Source organism: Vibrio mediterranei, from assembly GCF_900088415.1.
Taxonomy (GTDB): Bacteria; Pseudomonadota; Gammaproteobacteria; order Enterobacterales; family Vibrionaceae; genus Vibrio; species Vibrio mediterranei.
This window is the reverse complement of sequence record NZ_FLLQ01000002.1, coordinates 123,858-145,534: the sequence shown is the minus strand read 5'-3', so window position 1 is coordinate 145,534 and position 21,677 is coordinate 123,858. Positions and strand designations below refer to the sequence as shown.

The window sequence follows — 21,677 nt, the reverse complement described above, 5'->3', positions numbered from 1 at the left end:
ATCATAAGTAGATGCCGGAACTAACGTAGGAAAACAGGGTAACTGTGCGAGCGAATCGTCAAAACTCAATGATGGTTGTGAAGTGCGTGCAAATCATTTTGCTTATAAAGTAGCCATTTAAGATAGAATAATGACTCTAATCTATATCTATTGTGTGAACTTCGTTAGAGTACTCGAGACAAAATAAATAGGTGTAATAGCAATGAGCGCAAATAACAAACCTTGGTTAAAAACGTACCCCGATGATGTTCCTGAGTTTGTCGACATCGACCAATACACCAACATCAATGAGATGTTCGTTAAGCCGTTCGAGCAGTTCGCGGATAACACGGCGTTTGTCAACATGGGACATTCACTCACATATCGCGATTTAAACGAGAAAAGTGATGCTTTTGCTGCCTATCTTCAGAACGAACTAAAGGCGAAAAAGGGCGATAGAATTGCGCTGATGATGCCGAACTTACTGCAATATCCGATCACCATTCTTGGTGCGTTGAAGGCCGGGCTTGTTGTGGTTAATGTCAATCCTCTATACACGCCACGAGAGCTAGAGCACCAGTTGCGTGACTCGGGTGCGACGATCATTGTGGCAGTGACTAACTTTGGCAACAGCTTACAACAGGTCATTGCTAAGACCAGCATTAAGCATGTCATCTTGACGAGCATTGGTGATGAACTTGCGCCACATAAACGAACGCTAGTGAACTTTGTGGTTAAGTACGTGAAAAAAATGGTGCCTAAGTACCATTTGCCAGGGGCGATTTCATTAAGACGTGCGCTTACTGACGGTAAACGTATGGACTTTAACCCTCCAGTAATTGAAAGCAGTGATCTTGCTTATCTGCAGTACACTGGCGGCACCACAGGTCTTGCGAAAGGTGCGATGCTGACTCATAGAAACATCATTGCGAACGTGCTGCAAGTCTATGGCCATTTCGGTCCTAGAACTTCGAAAGACAAAGAGCGTGCGGTGACTCCATTACCGCTTTATCACATCTTCGCTAATTCAGTCAGTATGATGTTGATGATGTACATGGGGGGGAGCAACCTCTTGATTACGAATCCTCGTGATTTGAATAGCTTTGTCAATGACTTAAGTAAATATCCGTTCACGATGATATTTGGTCTTAATACGTTATTTGCTGCATTGAACAATCACGCCAAATTTAGAGAGTTGGATTTCTCCAATGCTGAGTTCACCATTGCTGGTGGCATGGCTACTCAAAAACACATCGCAGACGAATGGCAAAAGATTACAGGGATGCCAATCATTGAAGGCTACGGTTTGACGGAATGCTCGCCTGTAGTCGCAGGTGGTGTTCATACGCAGCAGTCCTACGTGCCTGCGGTAGGAGTGCCCTTGCCAAGTACCGAACTGCGTATCGTAGATGAAAACGGTCAGCCACTGGGTGTAAATGAAGTCGGAGAGATTCAAATCCGTGGTGACCAAGTAATGAAAGGCTATTGGAAGCAAGAAGCGGAAACCAACGCTATCTTAACCAAAGATGGCTGGTTGTATTCGGGCGATATTGGTCGTATGGACGAAGACGGTATCTTTTATATCGAAGACCGTAAGAAAGATATGATTTTGGTCTCTGGATTCAATGTGTTCCCAACGGAAATTGAAGAGGTAGCGACGCTACACCCGAAAATTGTTGAGGCTGCAGCGGTAGGCGTGCCTGATGATGTAGCTGGGGAACGCGTCAAGTTAATCGTAGTGACTAGTGGTCCAGTTACCGTTGATGACATTAAAAAGCACTGCCGTCAACATCTCACAGGATACAAGATCCCTAAAGTAATTGAGTTTAGAGATGAGCTGCCAAAAACCAACGTGGGTAAAATATTACGTCGAGTTCTACGTGATGAATAAGATCGGACAGCTCACGCAATAGTCGGAGAAAATTGGCGCTCTGCATATTCATAAGCCACACTTTTAGTGTGGCTTTGTTAATTAGGAGGCAGCGATGAAAAACGAACTGGATCCCGGAAAAGTACTTCAAGCCTACGACAACATAATGGAACATGGCGCTGATACAGAGTTTGGCAAGATCTATGGCGGTGTTGAAGCGTTCTCAGATTATGATGGTTATAACGTGTATATGAGAGGTAATGGTGTAGAGCTGAAAGTGGGCTTTCACAATACCTATCATTTGGAATACGACCAAGAACACTTGCGTGATAGCTTTTTGAAAAAAGTAGCGTTATTGGCGAAGTAAAATCGTAGGAAAGCAGATGATATCTCCCCAATAGCTGGGGAGATAGGTAGATATTGCCGCAATAGGATTTAGAAAGTAGGTAGCGAGAGAGTCTTACTCGTCGGTGGTAAACGCATCTGCACTGAAGTGTTCCAAATCGTAAGGCGTTTGCTGGTATACACAGTAGTTGAGCCAGTTGGCAAACAATAAGTGCCCATGACTACGCCAGCTCGCGATAGGTTTATTATCAGGGTTGTTGTTCGGATAATAATTGACCGGAATTGCGGGCTCCATACCTTCACCAAGGTCACGGACATACTCGCCGTGTAGAGTGTGTGAGTCGTACTCAGGGTGACCTGTCACAAATACATTTCGTTTGTCCTTGGTTGCCGCAAGGTAGACACCTGCTACATCTGAGGTCGCTAGGATATCTAGATCGGTATGTGAATCCAGATACTCGGGCGAGAAATCCGCATAGCGCGAATGGGGGGCAAGGAAAGAATCATCAAAACCACGCAGTAGCGGGTGGTATTGATGCTGAATAGTATGGTGGTAAACGCCCGACAGTTTCTCTTTGCGAGTTCTTTTCGGCAGATCGAATAACAGCTTCAGTCCCGCTTGAGCCGCCCAGCACACATACAAGGTAGAGGTCACGTGCTGGTTGGCCCAATTCATAATGGTTTGCAGATGTTCCCAGTAAATCACGTCTTCAAATTGAACTAGACCGAGTGGTGCTCCGGTAATAATAAGTCCATCGAAGTTACGATCTTTGATCGTTTCAAACTGACGGTAGAAGGTATCTAGGTGTTCCGTTGGTGTGTTCTTGCTTGGTCTGTCATCAATGCGCAGCAGCTCGACATCAACTTGTAGTGGACTATTAGAAAGCAATCTTAGGAACTGGGTTTCCGTTTCAATTTTCTTTGGCATCAAATTGAGGATCAGTACTTTGAGTGGTCGAATTTCCTGCGTGGCAGCACGCGTCTCCGACATCACGAAGATATTTTCGTTTCTCAATACGTTGGATGCAGGCAGTTGATCGGGAATCTTAATTGGCACAGCTTTCTCCCTAAGCTATTGTTTGGTCATCTGGACGTCTATACATCTAAAGTTAACGCAAACGTTTTTGCTTGTCGATAGTTAATTTTAGTTCAATTCGAGTATGACCAAAGAATCAAACCGTGTACTGAACCTGAAATTGGGTACAATGCATGGCTTTATACGTTTGAAGGTACCAGCAATTGAAATTGACGCTTATCCGTGGCTTACCTGGCTCAGGAAAAACAACATTAGCAAAGACGTATGATGCACAACATTTCGAAGCAGACATGTATTTTGTTAATGTTCACGGAGACTACTGCTATGATCCGAGCTTGATTGAACAAGCACATTTGTGGTGCCAGAAGCAGGTCAAACAGGCTCTTGCCAAAGGTGAAAATGTAGTAGTGGCAAATACCTTTGTCCGACGTTGGGAAATGAAGGCGTATAAAACGCTAGCGCAGCAATTCAATGCGGATTTGGAAATTATCGTTTGTAACGGTAAATACCAAAATATCCATGGAGTTAGTGATGCTGTCATTGCTAAAATGCGTGCTCGCTGGCAAGACTGAATGCACTATATACAGCGCTGTGTCACGCTAATGGCGTATCAAATAATGCTCATCAAATAAAAGGCTCAATGGGACAATGGCTAAACGTTCACCCGTCATCGAGATGACGTCTTATGGTATTTATTCAACTTGGGATTCAGGCTCTAAAGAGCTGCCTCAAATTCAAGATTTCACCACCATAGTGCCAGCTGATGAGCACATTGAATTTGGCTTTATTGTTAATATCAAAAAAGCCAAAGGGGAGCGCGTTCGATACTGCATTTACCATCCCGGCATCCTTGGCAAGAAAGGGCAGGTGTTGGAACCTTTTGATGGTGAAGAGCATATCGGCAGTAATGATTGGGACTTCTATCTGGGTGACACCATTCAGCTGCTTCACCCTATCGATGGCTTTGAAAGCAATCTAGGGGAGTGGCGCATGGTGCTTGAAATGCAAGGACGTGTGGTTGCGGAGAAGAAGTTCAAAGTAACAGCAAGAGATGAAGGTCAGTTTTGGAAAAATCGCGGCTTTTAATATCAGTTCGTCTTAATAGCTTCGTCCATCGAGTTGAGGATAAAGCACAGGTTATCGCAAGGGCTTCCCAATCCGGATGCACGCTCAAACGCATCCGCCGCTCACGCAATTGGCTCGTTACTGGTCGCAAAGAACAACTGGCGTCGTTCGCATTAGATGCCAGTGTAGGTTGGATATCGGTTGCGATAGAGAAAGTGTTATCGGAGTATAAGTCACCCATTCAACAAGTATTAGAGCGAAACCCTGAAGTAACCATTGCAGAATTGATGCATGAGTCGGGTTGTACTTTAGTGGAAGCTCGTGCCGCCATTGATGAATATGAGGGGCTATAAAAAACGCTGCATTCCACAGGGGTGAAATGCAGCGCTAAGTTCTATTGCTAGATTTAAGCCGTTACGTAGCCAATAACGAAGTCAGTGATTTTCACCATATCGTCAATAGCGATGTACTCTTCAGTAGTATGAACTTTTGCCATACCAGTAGAAAGGTTTACAGTTGTTAGACCTTTACCGTTGAAGTTGTTCGCGTCACTACCACCACCAGTGTGTTTTGTGTTGGCTTCGATGCCGTTTGCTTCAAAGACTTGTTTAACCTTCAGAACGTGTGCGTCGTCTTCTGCGATAACAAAAGCGTCGTAGGCACGTGTAGATTCGATCTCGACTTCTGCACCGAATTTCTCAGCCGACGCTTGGAAAGTATCAACCATATGCTTAACTTGAGCGGTTAGCTTGTCGCTGTTTAGTGAACGTGCTTCGGCAACCACAGTTAGCTCTGGCATTACGATGTTAGTTGCTTGGCCACCGTTAACAGAACCGATGTTTGCTGTAGTTTCTGAATCGATGCGAAGCAGCTTCATGTTTGCGATAGCATCTGCGGCAACCATTGCTGCGCTGATGCCTTCTTCGGGAGCTAGACCTGCGTGAGCTGGGCGACCTTTGATTTTAGCAACAATTTTTTGTTGGCCCGGAGCACCCGTTACGATGGTTCCGATTGGGCCACCAGTATCAAGTACTATCGCGTTGTTTGATTGGATGTAGGACATATCGAAGTGTTCCGAACCGAACAGGCCACCTTCTTCGTGAACGGTGAAAGCAACTTCGATAGTTTTATGTTCACGGTTTTGCTCTTTAAGACAACGTACCGCTTCCATTACTGCTGCAATACCAGACTTGTCGTCTCCACCAAGAATCGTATCGCCCTTTGAGCGAATAATACCGTCTTCAATGATTGGCTCGATGCCAATACCTGGAGTTACTGTGTCCATGTGAGCACTGAATACAATGCTACCGTCAAGCGTACCTTCAAGGCGACCATATACATTAAACCCATTGGTATACTGTTCTGGTACAGGAAGTTTGCTTACGGCGAAACCTAGCTCACCCAGCTGTTCAGCAATAGCTTCAGCAATGGCTTTTTCATTGCCAGATTCGCTGTCGATTTTAACAAGATCAAAGAAGTGGTTAACAAGGCGGTCGGTATTTACTAGTGTCATAGGATTACTTCACGTTATGAAACAGGGACACTCACTTTACACCCTATGTTTACGTGCTAGACCTGAGGTAAATCAAAAAAAGTGCCGCATTTTAGGTAAATCGACTGACATCAAGGCTGTTTGTGCTTAGAAAATTGGTAACAAGCTGCAACAGTGGTGGAAATGATAAGAAAACTACCCAACCATTGAAGGTTTGTAAGTTGCTCTTGCAAGAAAATTGCCGCGAAAATCAACCCAAATAGTGGCTCTGTGCCCATCAAAAGTGATGCTTGACTTGCGTGAAGAAACTTGACGGCGTAGTTCTGCAGGAAAAACGCCACAAGGGTACAACCTAAAGCAAGATATATTAAGCAACTCGAGGTGACCCAATCAAGTTGCATCATAGTTGTTGTAAACTGGGTAGCCGACCCTTCTTTGAACATTAATAACAAGCTTACGACAGTAACAACCGAGAGTTGAATAAAAGTAATCAATTCGGTATTCAACTCGTGTCCCGTAAAGGCTTTTCGGCAGGTAACAACCATGATCGCTCTGAGTACGGCCGCGATTAGAACTAATGCGACTCCCAAATTGAAGGTAAAGTCCTGTTGAGTCACGTTGGAAAGCAAAGCGACACCTACCACCCCTATAAAACAGTATCCTACCAAGCCTTTAGGCAATGAAACCTTAAGCCATACCTTTTCCAAGAATGGAGTGAACAGGATACAGAGACTGATGAGGACAGCAACTTGTCCTGCTTGAGCGAGCATCACAGCCCATGTTTCGGTAATGAATATGCTGCTCAAGATAGCGCCAGTAAGTAATCCTACTTTTAAATAGCCAATTGCGTTGTTAGTAAATTCAATGAAGAGCTTTTTCTTATATAGGATTACGACTAGTACGGCACAGCTTAAAGCGAAACGGGCGAACAATAGTTGTGGGACACTAAGTGTTTGAAGAACCTGTTTTGACGTTCCGTAACTGGTACCCCAGACGATTGATACCGCGAGTAACCCTATAACCGCCCAATTCACTGTGAAACTTTGTGCGTAATTCCTATCCATTTGTAATTGCTCTTAAATATTTTTTGTGAATAATTCTATCGATATGCTAACTTATGAATAACAAAGTGATAATACTTCCGAAATGCATAGGACTTATGACTGATGGACACAAATAAACTCATGGCACTTTTGCCGGATATTGCTGCGTTTGTGACAGTTGTTGAAGCTGGGAGCTTCACCGCCGCCTCGCAGAGGTTGGGTATGACGCCATCAGGAGTAAGCCGCCAAATAAGTCGACTTGAGGCTGCGCTTAATGCTGACCTACTTGAACGAACAACGAGAAAACAGGTAACAACAGACACTGGCAAGGTAGTGTACGAGTTCAGTAAGAAAATCATGGAGTCTGCTTCTGATATCGCCAATATTGCCAGTCAGGAAGGGGGAGAAGCCCAAGGCGAACTAAGGATTTCAGCTCCCAAAGCTTTCAGTCGCCACATTTTAGAGCCATTAATGCTGCCGTTTCTCGATTTGTACCCGAAGGTAAAACTTCGCCTATTGGTTAGTGATGAGTTCGTTGACCCTTTTGGTCACAACCTAGATATCGTTTTCGAGCTGACACACTTCCCAAGAGAAAATTTGGTAGCAAAAACACTTGGTGAAATCAAAGCCGTGCTGTGTGCAAGCAAATCATACCTTCAAGAGCATGGTATTCCGTTCCATCCAAATAACTTATTGAATCACAATTGCTTATTTCTCAATGAACAACCAAACGATAATGTATGGCTTTTCAATAAGGATGGGGAAAACGTTAAAGTTCAAGTTGACGGCCGTTACTCAGTTAACCACTCCGAGATGCGGTTAAATGCAGTCAAAAGTGGAATTGGTATTGGTATCTTCCCAGAATTTGTGGTGGAAAAAGCTTTGAGAGAAGGTGACGTCTTACAGGTGTTACCGGAATGGCATATTAATTCTCGGTATCAAGGGGAAATAGTGATGCAATTTCCCCAGTCAAAGTTTATGCCCGCCCGAAGACGAGCATTTATTGACTATATGGTTGCGTCAATGAAGCCCACTAAAGTAAGTTCATAAATCGCTGCGGGTAGTCACTGAAAATTGCATCAACTTGTTGTAAATGCTTAAAAGATTTCGGGTTATTAACGGTATAGCACCAGATCTGCAAGCCATGTTCTCGCAACGTTCTAATGTGCTTTTGAGTAAGCCAACGATAGTTGAGATGGCAGCTGAATGCTTCGACCTCATCAATAGTTTTTAAAAGACGGTTATTAAGTCTGTTACCCAGCACGCCTAGGCGCACGCCAAGTTTTGCTTCATACACTGCAAGCATGACCTCACGACTAAAACTTGAGATAAGCAACTGATTTCGGTCTATCTCACTGGCATTGAGCCGTTCTGCAAGTAGAGCAACGACGTGCTCTGCATCATGTTTATCGACCTTGACCTCAATATTGATGCTTAGTTGGTTAGTTTGGCAGTAATTGAGTAATTCATCGAACGCCATTAGTCGCTCACCAGCAAACTGTGGCGCTTTCCATGACCCAAAGTCGAACTGACTAAGTTGCTCGAATGTTAATTCATCTATTCTGCCAGTGCCATTACTGCATCGGTTAATAGTATGGTCGTGACAAACTACTAGAATGTCATCTCTAGTCGGTTGAATATCTACTTCTACCCAAGTTAGGCCCGCTTTTTTTGCTGCTTGAATACTCACTAAGGTGTTTTCCGGATGGGTTCCAGCAACACCGCGATGACCTGCAATTAATGTGCTCATATATATTCCTAGAGACTCATCAATTCAACATAGATGAATGATGTTTATGTTGCAAAAATGTTACCTGAAGGCTATCTTGGTGAAAAGACATCAGACCAGTCAGTAAAAGATGAAGATTCATCATATCAAAGGATATATACAACAAATCTATTTGGTTGAGTACCCAGATAAATTGCTCTTGTTAGACGGTGCAAGCCGTGCTGACGTGGGTACAATTCTGCGTTTTATCACCAATGATTTACAGAGGCAAGTTTCTGATTTAAAAGTTATCGTCGTGACCCATATGCATCCAGATCACGCTGGAGCTGCCCATCGGCTTAAAGCCATTACAGGGGCTAAAATTGTCTCTGCGGCCAAAGAGCGTGATTGGTATTCCGGGATCGATGGCTTTCTGATGCATGTTACAGACTTAGTGTTGGCGTGGTATATGGCAAAGCGCCTAGGGCAACCTAGAAAAAACCTATGGTACAAGAAGGCATTAAATGCGGATTACCAACTGATTGATGGTGATACTGTACCGCTATTTGATGATTGGCAAATACTTGACACGCCGGGTCACACAGACCGAGATATCTCGGTCTATAACCCCGATGAATCGATTGTCTATGTTGCGGACTTAATGGTGCAAGTAAAGCAGCATCTCATCGCACCATTTCCTATATTTCATCCCAATCAGTATCGAAGATCAGTGGAGAAAGTGTACAACTTAAACGCCGAGCAGATTCTCTTGGCGCACCGAGGCCCTGTGGTTTTTGACGAGCGAGCAAAAGAACATATTCTTGATACCGCGCCAATGAGACCAGTGACTCATTGGCGGGTAACGAAAATTAAACTTAAAGGGGTATTTAGGTCCGTACTGACTGCGCGTTAATCTTGCTCAGACCTATCGTGTTTAGGGAAGATAAGTGCTGATGTGTCGAATCCAGCTTCAAAAGCGACTTTCAAATATTGGTCTAGCTTTGCTTCCTGTATGGTCGGTGTTCTCGATAAAATCCAAAAGTAATCGGAATTGTAGCCACTAATTAGTGCCGCAGAGTAATCTGACTCTAAGTAATAGACCACATAGCTACCGTAAAAAGGTCCGAAGAAAGACACTTTAAGATGAGCTATATCAGGTGACGAAACAAATTTTGCTTTGCCTTCCGCTTCCGACCATTCCTGATCTTTTGTGTCCCAACCGCGATTCAGTACTTTTACAGAGCCATCATCATTTATTGAATAGGTAGCTGTCACATTATCTAGACCTCGTTCGAAACTATGGTCCAGTCGAGCCACTTCGTACCATTTACCAAGATAGCGGTCGAGATCGAAACCTGTAACGGGCTGCACTTTGTCGGGAATGCCAGTACAGCCGAGTAACAACAGTGGCAAGCTAACCACAAAATAGCGAAGAATTGTTTTTATCAAGGCAGACTCCTTTTATTACCTAACTGACTATTTCTAAATAGAATATACGACAAAAATCAGAGTTCAGCTTACAATGATTGCATCTATATCCTATTGCGAATACTCTGGAATCGAACATGTTCATTAATTCTAGGTATTACTGCGTCAATGTTTGAGATATTCATTGTATTAGCGTTACTGGTGGGGTTGTTCCTTGTTGCTCAGAAGTACTTTGTAAAGCAGGAAGACACAAGATCGTATCAGTACAAAGTGAAGGGACCAATTCTCTCTTCGGCACAAACGGCTTTCTATAATGCATTAAAAGAAGCCGTAGGGGAGCATGGTGTCATCTTAACTAAGGTTAGCATGGCTAATGTAGTGACTCCTCAGAAAACGAGTAATAAGAAGCAATGGTTCATAGCTAACAACGTGATTGCCAAAAGTTATTTCGATTTTGTTATTTGCGATCCGAGAACGATGCAGCCCAGAGTCGTGATCGAGTACGACAACGGTCAAAAGTTGGATAAAGGCAAAGTCGAACGTCAAAAGCTGATTATGCAAGTGTGTAAATCTGCAAATATCCCACTAATAGGCGCATCGGTTAAGCTGAGCTACCAAGTCAGTAAGATAAGACGTTTGCTTGCTGCACATATTGATCTTATTGAACCCGAAAAAGAAGTCCGTTTCTGTAAACGTTGTGGTAGCCCTATGACGATAAAGACGGCAACGCAGGGCGATTTCAAAGGACGACGCTTCTTCACTTGTAGTCGCCAACCATTATGTCAATACACCGAAAACTACAATGTCGTTTTCGATGATGAGGAATAAATACGTAATACCATTAGGTTCAACAAACTGATGTAATTCACATTTTTACTGGTTAAAAGCATAAAAAAGAGTCGAATTGATGGCTTCTAAGCCAAACGATACCAAAAACACAAAAATCTACTTGCACAGCTTGGTATCTCTCGTTAATATCCATCTCGTTCCAAAGACGATGGGTCCGTAGCTCAGTTGGTTAGAGTACTACCTTGACATGGTAGGGGTCGGCGATTCGAGTTCGCCCGGACCCACCATCCTCACTTTGAATCACGATTCAAAAGGAACACAAAATTTGGGTCCGTAGCTCAGTTGGTTAGAGTACTACCTTGACATGGTAGGGGTCGGCGATTCGAGTTCGCCCGGACCCACCAAATTTTCGAAAGCCCGCTTCTCTGAAGCGGGCTTTTTCGTATGTGTAAAAAACATATTCACTTCCAGAGTTACCAATAGTATATCCAACAAAAAGTAAACGAGTACAGTTGTTGGCTCGTTAATGTAATTTCATTTTTCAAGCTCTATTCACCAAGAATAAGTCATGTTGATCAGATAATTTATTGTACGTAGATATCTGATACCAAGAGTAACCCCATTGTGATGAAGAGCGTACATTATTTATATCTCATGACATGCGGTTTATAAGAGGTGTTGTTTTATATAACGCCTAATTTTCGTCGATGTTAGCCAATTGATAATATTTGTTTTTTCTCATTAATGGAATTATTACATATAATTAATTGGGATTGCGTACGGATATTTGATGGGTTATTCCTACGAAACGTTACTTATTCCGACACTTCATTACTCTACATCTTATAACCATTGAAATTTAGGTTACTATTGATTCTACTATTATTAGTGTGATTGTTTTATGTGATCTACATTGGTTATTGGTTCGCACTTTACTTCCACCCTAAAATAGAATTTGTGCTCTAAATAATAATAATCATTAAACGTCATGTCAGTTGGTCTGTTTGTTAGCATTTTCGCTTACGGGGGAGTAACTAATGGAATGTCTTAAAAGTCTTGAATGTTTTAACTGTATTCGAATTAAGAATATTGAGTGCCGGTTTGATCTTCAACTAGAGAAGAGAAAGAACAAAGTAATAGACCGAAAAAGCAATCGAGTATGGAGTGAGACATGTTTAAGAATGCTTTGCTGCTTAAACCAAACACCTCAAGGTGTGGTTCTATCGAAAAATGAGATTGTTGATTTTGTTTGGGACGGAGAACCAATAAGCGAAAGTAGTTTGCTCCAGTTGGTGTACTGCACAAGAAGGAATCTGGCAGATAAAAATATAAGGATAATAAGTATACGAGGCGTAGGTTACGCACTCGTAGAAGGGGAGAATGCCATTTATGTGTGTGCAAATTGACAGGTTTATTAAGGGGAACAAGCAAAGTAGCGCAAATTACCAATACAAAATGCAAGGTATATATAGTGCAAGTGGGCAATGTATAGGATATGAGGTTCTAATTGATCAAATAAGAAGTCGAGAAACCTTGCTTGGTCCCAATGTTCATAGTGACTTAACATTTTCATCATCAGCCAATTATTTACTCGAAAGGATAAAAGTCGCTGTTGAGAATGGTAGGTTTGAATGTGATTGGTCTGGGAAGTATATCTTTCTCAACATTGAGCGAAGTAATCTCTGTGATATTACCTTGTTAGCGAGACTCATTGAGTTAAATAGCTATCTATTAGAAAAACAAATTGGGCTTGTAGTGGAAATGACTGAACGAAATGTATGCGGTAGCTGTGTACGAATCATAGAGGGGCTTACTCTACTAAAACAGAATGGCGTAGTGACGGCAGCTGATGACTACGATATTTACCATTCGGACTTTCGTGCTAATGAATTGGACATGAACTTATACGAGTTCATAAAAATCCAATCTCCTAGCTCAGCAAGAGAAGTGGATATGCTAGAGACCTTCGCACAGGTAAGGCCTGAAAAAATAATCATGGAACATGTTGAGTCTACGTCGATATTCAAAATGTTAGTTGGCTTAAATCGATTCTTTTGGGGGTATCAAGGCTACTGCTTTGACAAAGGTACCCCAATCTATATTTAGCTGAGGGTTTAATTTTGACTGATATTGAGAAATACGCAGAGACCGCTTCAAAGTTGGAGAGACAGCGTCAGTATAATGAAGCTTCTATTTACTGGAAGAAGGCTGTAGAGTAAGCCACTGCTCGCCAGGATATAGCGTGGTATCAAATTAGGTATCGATTTTGCACTAAGCAAAGGGAAAGGTTATGAGTTTCTTCGTTGAACGGCATACCGAAACGATTACCGCTTCTTTGCAGGAGTTTGGGTTCACTGAAGTTCAGCGTGGGAGTGACGACTCTAACTTCTTCATCATAGGAAAACTCAAATATGTAAATATCTGTATATCTTGTAACCTGATAAGTAAGAGTTACGAGTGTGATATCTTAGCTAACAAAGGCTATCACAACCTTGTATCAGATATTCCAACGATGGTTTTTTCGATCGATGCGCCATTGGAGGTAAATGTACTCGGTGCGATCAGGGTGGCACATATCCAGGAGAGAGCTTTATCTAAGTATGTGCAGACGCGTGCTAAGTTCAGTGCTATTAACCAATTAAAGAGATTAAAAGAGCAAAACCAAATAGGTTAACCCGATAGTCATAAAGCTCGTGAGGTACAGTGTACTTTGCGGGCTTTTTGTTACAAAAATAACCTTGAATTAATGGTACCCGCTTAATTTAGAAGATTAATTTAGTTAAGTCCTAAAAAATATTTGTCCAAAACCTGACGTGTCATTTAAGGAAGGTGGCTATGTCAAATTAAATACTCGTGTAGGTTCTTGTCAATCTAGCTGCTTTATTTTCTTGTTAGTCGATTGGTTAATTTAACCTTGCTTCATTATTTGACTCGTAATAATCATAATTCTTTGGCTAATAAGTATATTTCCACGTGATGTTTAGTTCACTAAGGAAGTCATATGCAAACCATTACTAATAAAAGAGTGCATCAACTTCTTTTGCAAGCCTCAATGGGCTTCAAAAGCAGTGATGTAAATAGGGTATTTGAAGCTGGTAGTATCGAAAATTGGATAGAAGACCAATCTAAAATGGATCACGCTTCTTTGAAACGTTGGCAAGAGGAAATGCAAAGTCGGCATCATAAGAAAAAATGGACAGATGTTCATTTTAATATTGCCTATACAGATAGACTCTTAAAGCGTAATGACATTTTGCGATATCGTATCAGTTACATCCTCACACAGCTGTTTGTCGTGAGTAAAAATGCGCCGAACCTAAATCAATATCATCGACGAATTGCGTTTGCAAAGTACTACGACAATCTTTCAGAGGCGTGTTTTTCAACATTTGGTGAACTGTTGAAAACAGCGGCAACTTCTCCCGTGATGGGGCAGTACTTAACCTATTTAGATAATGACCATCGAAACGGTGTATCACCCGACGAAAATTTTGCCAGAGAGATAATGCAATTGTTTTCTATAGGTCCTGCGATGCTTAACATGGATGGTTCTGTAGTGACGGACTCAGATGACAGACCTGTCCCTTCTTATAGCCAAGATGATATAGAGAATGGTGCAAAAGTTATGACAGGCTGGGGGCTTGATAACGGTGATTGGCTAAAGCCAATGTGTGAGAAAGAAGGTGCTCACAATAGCGAATCAAAAACAATCTTGGGTGTGGAGTTTGCAGCGGGGCAGAATGCAGAACAAGATTTAGATCAATTTGTCAGTACGTTATGTTCCCATCCAAACATCGCCCCTTTCATTTCTAAGTTCTTTATCCAAAAGATGGTGTCCTCAAATCCATCGCCTGAGTATATTGCCCGAGTTTCAAGGCAGTTTCAGAACAGTGGACTGGATATGCTCGTTTTAATTAAGGCAATATTAACAGACGATGAGGCAGAGTATAGCCGTGGTAAAAAGGAGGATGGTTTAGTAAGGGATCCGCTAATTGTTTTATCTCACGCAATGAGAGCACTTAATATTACTTTAATGCCCGGAGTTACAATGCTACCTGACAAATACTCTTGGAAGAATAGACGAACCATCCTACACGGCCCTAGTGTTTTTTATTATTATCAACCGGAGGAAGCACCAAGTGATGACCGGTTCGTTGGCTATTCGGCAGCAGAATTTAAATTGTATAACTGGGATGATATATACCATTACTTTAGGCAAATATCCGATCTGGCGGTCCAAATAGAAACTGACGCTAATGTAACAACGTATATGAAACGGGATCGGATAATTAGGTTCTATTTAGAGGAGCAAAATGAAAATAGTATTGACCTATTAATTGAAGAACTAAATATCCATCTATTTGCTTCCAATATGAGTAGTGAAATGGAAGTTATCATTCGAGACTTCTTGGTCGATGCACCTCGGCATAACACTAACTATCTCAGAGCGTTACTTATTCAAATAATCATGTCGCCAGACTTTATTACTCAGGGGTAAATCACAATGAAAATGTCGAGACGCGTATTTCTTAAAGGTGGTTTGTCGGGAGTAGGGGTTGCTGCGTTAAATCTAAGCTCACCAATAGCACACGCCTTTGGTCAAGAATGCAATGATAATATGCCCTATAAGGCACTTGTTGGGATCAATCTCGCTGGAGGAAATGACGGTTTTAATTGTTTTGTTCCCAAAGATACTAAGCAGTACCCTGAGTATGCAAAGCTTCGTTCTCATTTAGCGATTAAGCGCGATGATATCATCGAACTTGGTTTAGATGATAATTCGCTTAAGCTAGGGCTTTCATCAGAGCTTAAGGAGTTGGAATGGCTATTTGAGAGGAAAATGGCATTGCCAGTCCTCAATGTGGGGCCATTAATGATGGAACGAGTTAAGGAGCAGGAGGTCGATGAACTAAAGCCAATACATCTATTCTCTCATAATCACCAAAGTGCAGTTACACAAACTCATACTTCTGAACAGATTACCAACCAGGGGTGGGGAGGATTGTCCGCTAATTTGCTCGAAAACGCATTTGGGCTTGAGGAACTGCCTCCTTTATTTGAAGTCGGCTCTCAGACAGTATGGACCAACAGTATTCCCAAGTCGGCAAATCGAATTGGTACGTCCATGCCAGACGATATGGTATTAAAGAGCCAAGGTAGATCGCTTTATGAGGCATTTAGAGAGAGTTCGTTAACGGAAGGTTCGCTCTATAAAGAGTATTACTCAGAGCTGTGTGTTGATGCCGAAGACAAGTTTGTCGAGTTCAGGGCTATTTTTGAAGATGATGACGATTATGGTTTTGACTTAGATACTTCAATTGGCAAGCAACTGAGGGTAGTTTTCTTATTGTTACGTGCTCGTGATGAGTTTCAGCAGCCTGCTCAATTCTTCTCTGTTACCTTGGGAGGCTTCGACACACATAGTGCACAAGAAGCAGAACAAGGTGCTTTACTTCGTTTGCTAGCCTCTCAAGTATCTATTTTTTACCAATGCCTTGAACAGCATAACTTAATAGAGTCTGTGACCACATTCACCTTCTCTGAATTTGGGCGAACTCTTGAGCCTAATGGTTCTGGCACTGACCATGGTTGGGGAAACTGTCAGATGGTTATTGGTGGAGATGTCATTGGTGGAAGAGTGCTCGGAGAGTGGCCTAACTTAGCGTCAAATAGTGACGATTTGTTAACTAGAGGGCGAGTAATACCAAGTTTGAGTGTGGATTTGTTTCATGCATCCCTACTAAAGTGGATAGGAGTGAGGAGAAGTGGTATTGAATGCCTATTTCCAACACTTCAGGACTTTGAACAGAAAGCACTGCCCATCTTTCATAGCTGCGACACTGGCGGAGACAGCGTACTTGCTATTCGCAATGCGAGCGCCAGTGCCACTAACCCAAATGGTATTGATAAAGTTGAGCATGCAATTGATGGTAATTTCTCGACTAAATGGTCTGCAAAAGGGTTCAGAGTGTTTTACACCATAGAACTTGCGGCTTTATCGGAGATTCATAGTGTTAGGTTTGCCCAAGCCAAGGGTAATGAACGTCAGTACTTTATGGAGATTGAAACCAGCACAGATGGGGTGAACTTTGTTCACGCTAGAAAGATCACAACGAGCGGTACTACTGAGGAGATGGCCGAATATTCGTTAGCTGTGGTAGAAGGAAAATATATTCGCTTTAAATGCGAAGGAAACAATGATGTCGATGGTTCGTTGCAAGAATGGAACAACTTCAAACATATTGAAGTGATAGGCCGTTAGGAGGGTAGCCGACTTACAGGTTACTCAAACAAAAGAACGCTATAGGTACCGCTATAGCGTTCTTGTTGTTTGTGTTAGCTTGTTATGAATCTGTCTCGGGAAGTTGCCAATCTCCTCCCAGCGACTTGAAGACACTGACGGTGACTTGAGCTGTTTGTAACCTTGCTGCCAATAATCGATCTTCCATTATACGTTGCTGACGTTGCGCATCAAGTAATGCAAGATGATTAATCAGACCCGCGTTATAGAGCGATTGGGCTTTACCCAGTGCATTTTCTGAAGCCGTTAAGGCCTTTTCAATCCGCTGTTCATTTTGCTGGCTTCGACCATAAGCAAACAGCATTGAGTCAACTTCGGTAATCGCTGAATTAACGGCGTGCTCGTAGCCAAGCGCGGCGGCGTCAAATCGTGCTTCGTTTAGCTCGACTAGCGCTTCACCTCTACCTCCATCAAACACGTTCCAGTTTACGCCAACTGCGGCTGCCCATCCCACTGAATCGGAGTCAAATAGGTCGTCAAAGCTACTTGCAGAGACACCCGGTGTCCCGGTCAAGAAGAACTTAGGATAACGGTTGGCTATACTAGCTGCCACCTCTTCATTTATCGCTGCCATTTCACGTTCTGCAATGCGAATATCCGGACGACGCGTTAGCAAATCAGATGGTAATCCAACAGGAATTACTCCCTCCAGATTTGGCAGGTTTGCACTACTGGCAAGACGGATATCTACCTTAGTCAGAGGCTCTCCTAACAGAGTAGCTATTCGTTGTTTATGAACCTGTTGAGCGATTTCCAATTGCGGAATAACGGATTCAGTTGCTGCAAGCATGGTTTGAGCTTGTGCTAAGTCGAGCTCAGAACCGTAACCACTTTTCACCAGCTTTTTAACCAGCTCTAATGTCTTAGCTTGGTCGACAAGATTAGCCTGAACTAATGTCATTCTTTCTTGAGCACCACGGTATTGTAGATAGTTGTGCACCAAGTCTGCCGTGATCAAAGTGTTGAGCCCGCTACGGTAGATTTCTGCTTGTTCTACACGAATCTTGGCAGCGTTAGACTGCCTATCGAGACGACCAAACAAATCCATTTCCCAAGCAATGCTTGCCCCTGCGAATACGCCATCATGTTGATTATCCAATAGCGTTGCAGAATCCAGAGGTGTACCAGTAGGTAATGAATCTCCAATAGGATTCAACGCTGGTCCCAACAATGAGTCATTTTTACTCAGTTGGTAGTTGAAATAACCTGCGCCAATGTTAACTGTAGGCACCTTGAATGAGCTCACTACTGATTGATAGCTGTTCGCCATTTTTATCCGCTCCGCAGCCATCTTTAGCGGAATGTTTTGACGTTGTACGTCTTGCACCATTTGATTAAGTGAAGAGTCGTTAAAGCTGGTCCACCAATAATCGTCTTCAGCTAGTTGTGTGCCGCTACTATGTAAGTATGCATTCGACAGTGTCGTCGTTGGTTCAGTGTAATCTGGACCAACGGCGCAACCAGCCAATGTTATTGCTAGAGCCAAGGGAGCAAGTTTTAACGCCTTTAGCAGGCATTTACGTGAGTGATGCGTCTTCATGCTTTATGCCTTTTGTTGTGAGGTGGTAAGTACTTCTTGTGTTGATAATTTATCTGTTGCAGGTTTCTCTTTATAAGCCAATCGATAAAGAGCCGGCATAACAAATAATGACAACACTGTTGCAGCAGCAAGACCCCCAATGATGGTAGCGGCCATCTGATCAAACAGAAGATCGCTAAGCAAAGGAATCATCCCAAGTGCTGTGGTTAAAGCTCCCATTGAAATAGCCATAGTACGGTTGATTGTTGCCGACTTAATCGCATCAGAAAGATCCATCCCATTTTTTCTTTCTAGTTCTATTTGATCCATCAGAACAATACCGTTCTTGATGATCATGCCCATAAGGGTGATTGCTCCGATGAGTGCCATGAACCCAAATGGTTTGTCGAAAGCAAGTAGAGCAAATGTTGCTCCTGTAGCTGCTAGCGGGATGGTTGAAAGAATAATCACCGGTTGCTTGAAGGCATTAAACATTGCTACAAGTATGATTACCATGATGATCAGAGCTTTTGGTAGCTGCTTTAAGATATCTGAAACCGCTTTGTGCTCATCGTAGTATTCTCCCCCCCATTCCATTGAGTAGCCTGGTGGAAGTTCGATAGCTTCAATTTGATCTTTAATAGCATTTCTTACTCTTGCGGGAGTACTCGTTCGTTCTACACCAGCTTGAGCGGTAATGGTTTTAACGCGATCACGACGCCATATCATGCTTTCTTCCGACTTAAGTTCAAATCCGTCTACCACTTGCCCCAAAGGAACACTGTGTAAACCGAGGATCGATTTCACTGGCAATGTTTCTAATGAAGCCATGGTTTGCTCAGAACCACGAAGCTGAATTGCAATTAACTCATCGTTCAAGTTCATTTGACCTAGAGGCATTCCATCAGAGGCTCGTTTCATTGCAAAAGCAATGTCGGTACGATTGATACCAGCTCGACGAGCCTTATCTTGGTTAATGATTGGAGTTAGCACTTTACTTTGTTGGCGCCAGTCGTCTCTTACGTATTTTGCTTCTGGATGCTGAGCCATGATTGCTTTAGCTTGATCTGAGAGATGGTGCAATACCGCCTCGTCAGGACCTGAGAAACGTGCTTCAACCGCGTATTTGTCGGCCGTAGCCAGTTTCAATGCACGGAATCTTGGTTCAGCATTTGGAAATTCTTCCCTTATCCATGCATCACCTCTAGCTACTAGCGTAGAGATAGAGTGGTAATCTTTGGTATTAATCAAGATTTGACCATATGCCGGATCAAATGGCTCAGGCTCTACTGTTACAGAGAATCGAGGCACACTGCTACCAATGGCTGTAGCAATACTATCAACTTCAGGTTGCGCGAGAAGCCATTGCTCCATCTTCTGCATGTCGACAGAGGTTTGTTCTACTTTGGCGCCATTCGGTAGCCAGTAATCGAAAAACACGATTGGTCTGTCTGATTGAGGAATAAAGTTAATAGCAACGGAAGGGATCGCTACTACCGTAACAACAATCAAAGGTATCAATGCCGCCAGTGCCTTTTTAGGGTTATCTACGGTCCAACTGACACACTTCTTGTAACGAGTAAGTTTTTCATCGCTGGTCTCTGAGCTTGGTTTGATAAACAGCCAGCACATCAGAGTAGTAAACGTCATCGCTACTAACCAAGAAAGCAGCAATGATGATGCAATAATATAGAATACAGAGCCTGCAAATTCTGCAGCGTCTGTCTTAGAAAATAGTACTGGACTCGCTCCCATGATTGCGATGACCGTCGCTCCCAACAGTGGGATACCAGTTTCCAAAACGGATTCCAGCGCAGCCTCAGTTCTTTCAACTCCCTTATTGAGTTTGGCAATCATCATATCAGTGATAACAATCGCATTGTCCACCAACATACCCAATGCCAAGATAAACGTGCCTAGTGAAACACGATGTAAATCGATGTCGTAGATGTTCATGTAAATCAGCGTGAGCAAGATTGTTAGAATAAGACTACTACCAACAATTGTTGCACTCTTGAAGCCCATGAAAATCAACAGGACGATAAAGACAATACCAACACTTTCCATTAGGTTGCCTACGAAATTATCAATAGATTTCTGTACTTCGTTAGGCTGAAACGCGATTGTGGAGATATCAACGCCAATAGGAAGACTCGCCTGATATTCGTCGATGATGTCCTGGATGGTGTCGCCGAGTGATACGACATTAATACCTGGTACCGGACTGACAGCTAACGTCACTGAAGGTTCGCCGTTAAAGCGGTTCTCAGTGAGTGCCGGAGTTTGATATCCCATGGAAACATCAGCTATATCACCTAAGCGAATCAGTCCGCTTCCAAGTTCACTAATGCCGCCTTTAATGACTAAATTTCGAATGTCTGCCAGAGACTGAAATTCACTACCTTGGTGAATACGAATACGCTCTGAACCCGCATCAAATTTGCCTGCCTCAAATGTGGTATTTGTGCTGTTCAATTGACTCCAGACTTGGGCGACAGACAGTCCATACTGCGCTAATCGCTCATCAGGAAGATCGATATAAACCACACGAGGTTTTACACCATGAAGCTCAATCTTCTTAATACCATCAACCGCCTTTATTCGTCGTTGAAGCTCTTCAGAGTAGCCTCTCAGTTCTTCAGGCTTTGCATCTTTGCTGTGAATGGCAAATAACATACCGTAGACTTCTGAGAACTCATCTTGGACTAAGCTGATTTGCGCTGTCGTAGGAAGTTGCAACTTTACGTCTTGTACTTTTCTGCGCAATATGTCCCATTGCTGAGGTAAAGCTTTAGAATTAAGGCTTTCCTTTAAATCCACAAAAACCATAGACATACCAGGACGAGATAAGGAGCGTAGTCGATTCAACTCTCCCATCTCTTGCAGTTTGGTTTCTACTGTGTCGGTGACTTGTTTTTCGACTTGTTCAGCGGATGCACCAGGGTACAAGGTTACAACGACCGCAGTTTTTACGGTAAAGCTTGGATCTTCTAGCTTACCAAGATCAAAGTAAGAGTAGATGCCCGCAATTATGCTTAGTACCGTAAAAAACAACAGGAATGTTCTTTGACGAATGGCGAATTCGGCGAGTTTAATCATTGT

At 42.8% G+C, this 21,677-nt stretch carries 20 protein-coding genes and 2 tRNA genes; 15 read left to right on the top strand and 7 right to left on the bottom strand.

Annotated elements, in window-relative coordinates; all coding sequences use genetic code 11:
* Positions 1-202: 202 nt before the first annotated feature.
* Positions 203-1,870, top strand: a complete 1,668-nt coding sequence (locus VME0621_RS06720; RefSeq protein WP_062457387.1) for an AMP-binding protein — start codon at positions 203-205, stop codon at positions 1,868-1,870.
* Between the two features lie 94 nt (positions 1,871-1,964).
* Complete coding sequence (locus VME0621_RS06715) at positions 1,965-2,216, top strand: DUF3081 domain-containing protein (protein WP_006073778.1); 252 nt, start codon at positions 1,965-1,967, stop codon at positions 2,214-2,216.
* A 93-nt stretch (positions 2,217-2,309) separates the two neighbouring features.
* Here the strand turns inward: VME0621_RS06715 and metA are convergent, their stop codons facing one another.
* Entirely contained in the window at positions 2,310-3,251 is a 942-nt protein-coding gene (gene metA, locus VME0621_RS06710) for a homoserine O-acetyltransferase MetA (RefSeq protein WP_062457390.1), read from the bottom strand.
* Between the two features lie 182 nt (positions 3,252-3,433).
* Between metA and VME0621_RS06705 the strand changes: the two genes are divergently transcribed.
* The 3 genes from VME0621_RS06705 (at position 3,434) to VME0621_RS06695 (ending at position 4,648) form a co-directional block, all read left to right on the top strand.
* Positions 3,434-3,802 (top strand): ATP-binding protein, encoded by a 369-nt coding sequence (locus VME0621_RS06705; RefSeq protein ID WP_062457393.1) that lies wholly within the window; start codon positions 3,434-3,436, stop codon positions 3,800-3,802.
* Between the two features lie 76 nt (positions 3,803-3,878).
* Complete coding sequence (locus VME0621_RS06700) at positions 3,879-4,316, top strand: DUF3859 domain-containing protein (protein ID WP_062457397.1); 438 nt, start codon at positions 3,879-3,881, stop codon at positions 4,314-4,316.
* A complete protein-coding gene (locus VME0621_RS06695) occupies positions 4,295-4,648 on the top strand; it encodes a ribosome recycling factor family protein (RefSeq protein WP_062457400.1) in 354 nt (117 codons plus the stop codon). Before VME0621_RS06700 ends, VME0621_RS06695 begins: the two co-directional genes overlap by 22 nt.
* A 53-nt stretch (positions 4,649-4,701) precedes the next feature.
* Here VME0621_RS06695 and VME0621_RS06690 read toward each other — a convergent pair whose 3' ends face one another.
* Complete coding sequence (locus VME0621_RS06690; protein ID WP_062457403.1) at positions 4,702-5,808, bottom strand: M20/M25/M40 family metallo-hydrolase; 1,107 nt, start codon at positions 5,806-5,808, stop codon at positions 4,702-4,704.
* A 110-nt stretch (positions 5,809-5,918) separates the two neighbouring features.
* On the bottom strand, positions 5,919-6,851 hold the full coding sequence (locus VME0621_RS06685) for a DMT family transporter (protein ID WP_062457406.1): 933 nt from the start codon (positions 6,849-6,851) through the stop codon (positions 5,919-5,921).
* A gap of 102 nt (positions 6,852-6,953) precedes the next feature.
* Here VME0621_RS06685 and VME0621_RS06680 point away from each other — a divergent pair, with 102 nt between their 5' ends.
* The gene (locus VME0621_RS06680; protein ID WP_062457409.1) at positions 6,954-7,880 is read left to right on the top strand and encodes a LysR family transcriptional regulator; all 927 of its coding nucleotides are present in this window, start codon (positions 6,954-6,956) and stop codon (positions 7,878-7,880) included.
* Here VME0621_RS06680 and VME0621_RS06675 read toward each other — a convergent pair.
* Positions 7,864-8,580, bottom strand: a complete 717-nt coding sequence (locus tag VME0621_RS06675) for a glycerophosphodiester phosphodiesterase family protein (protein ID WP_062457410.1) — start codon at positions 8,578-8,580, stop codon at positions 7,864-7,866. The genes VME0621_RS06680 and VME0621_RS06675 overlap by 17 nt on opposite strands.
* A gap of 109 nt (positions 8,581-8,689) precedes the next feature.
* Here VME0621_RS06675 and VME0621_RS06670 point away from each other — a divergent pair, with 109 nt between their 5' ends.
* Positions 8,690-9,451, top strand: a complete 762-nt coding sequence (locus tag VME0621_RS06670; protein ID WP_062457413.1) for an MBL fold metallo-hydrolase — start codon at positions 8,690-8,692, stop codon at positions 9,449-9,451.
* On the opposite strand, the gene VME0621_RS06665 is transcribed toward VME0621_RS06670, so the two are convergent.
* On the bottom strand, positions 9,448-9,987 hold the full coding sequence (locus tag VME0621_RS06665; RefSeq protein WP_062457416.1) for a lipocalin family protein: 540 nt from the start codon (positions 9,985-9,987) through the stop codon (positions 9,448-9,450). The genes VME0621_RS06670 and VME0621_RS06665 overlap by 4 nt on opposite strands.
* 147 nt (positions 9,988-10,134) lie before the next feature.
* Between VME0621_RS06665 and VME0621_RS06660 the strand changes: the two genes are divergently transcribed.
* The 8 genes from VME0621_RS06660 (at position 10,135) to VME0621_RS06625 (ending at position 17,017) form a co-directional block, all read left to right on the top strand.
* Complete coding sequence (locus VME0621_RS06660; RefSeq protein ID WP_062457419.1) at positions 10,135-10,794, top strand: DUF2726 domain-containing protein; 660 nt, start codon at positions 10,135-10,137, stop codon at positions 10,792-10,794.
* A gap of 171 nt (positions 10,795-10,965) precedes the next feature.
* Positions 10,966-11,042: transfer RNA gene (locus tag VME0621_RS06655), tRNA-Val, on the top strand.
* A 40-nt stretch (positions 11,043-11,082) separates the two neighbouring features.
* A tRNA-Val gene (locus tag VME0621_RS06650) sits at positions 11,083-11,159 on the top strand.
* Between the two features lie 633 nt (positions 11,160-11,792).
* A complete protein-coding gene (locus tag VME0621_RS27040) occupies positions 11,793-12,161 on the top strand; it encodes a winged helix-turn-helix domain-containing protein (RefSeq protein WP_038225702.1) in 369 nt (122 codons plus the stop codon).
* A 355-nt stretch (positions 12,162-12,516) separates the two neighbouring features.
* A complete protein-coding gene (locus tag VME0621_RS26795) occupies positions 12,517-12,861 on the top strand; it encodes a hypothetical protein (protein ID WP_160171207.1) in 345 nt (114 codons plus the stop codon).
* Positions 12,862-13,045: 184 nt separating this feature from the next.
* Positions 13,046-13,429 carry a hypothetical protein gene (locus tag VME0621_RS06635; protein WP_038225699.1) on the top strand — a complete coding sequence of 128 codons (384 nt, stop codon included), beginning with the start codon at positions 13,046-13,048 and terminating at the stop codon, positions 13,427-13,429.
* A gap of 327 nt (positions 13,430-13,756) precedes the next feature.
* A complete protein-coding gene (locus VME0621_RS06630) occupies positions 13,757-15,253 on the top strand; it encodes a DUF1800 family protein (protein ID WP_062457425.1) in 1,497 nt (498 codons plus the stop codon).
* Between the two features lie 375 nt (positions 15,254-15,628).
* A complete protein-coding gene (locus VME0621_RS06625; protein WP_503169818.1) occupies positions 15,629-17,017 on the top strand; it encodes a DUF1501 domain-containing protein in 1,389 nt (462 codons plus the stop codon).
* A gap of 82 nt (positions 17,018-17,099) precedes the next feature.
* Here the strand turns inward: VME0621_RS06625 and VME0621_RS06620 are convergent, their stop codons facing one another.
* Complete coding sequence (locus tag VME0621_RS06620) at positions 17,100-18,596, bottom strand: efflux transporter outer membrane subunit (protein WP_062457430.1); 1,497 nt, start codon at positions 18,594-18,596, stop codon at positions 17,100-17,102.
* Between the two features lie 3 nt (positions 18,597-18,599).
* Entirely contained in the window at positions 18,600-21,674 is a 3,075-nt protein-coding gene (locus tag VME0621_RS06615; RefSeq protein ID WP_062457433.1) for an efflux RND transporter permease subunit, read from the bottom strand.
* Positions 21,675-21,677: the final 3 nt, after the last annotated feature.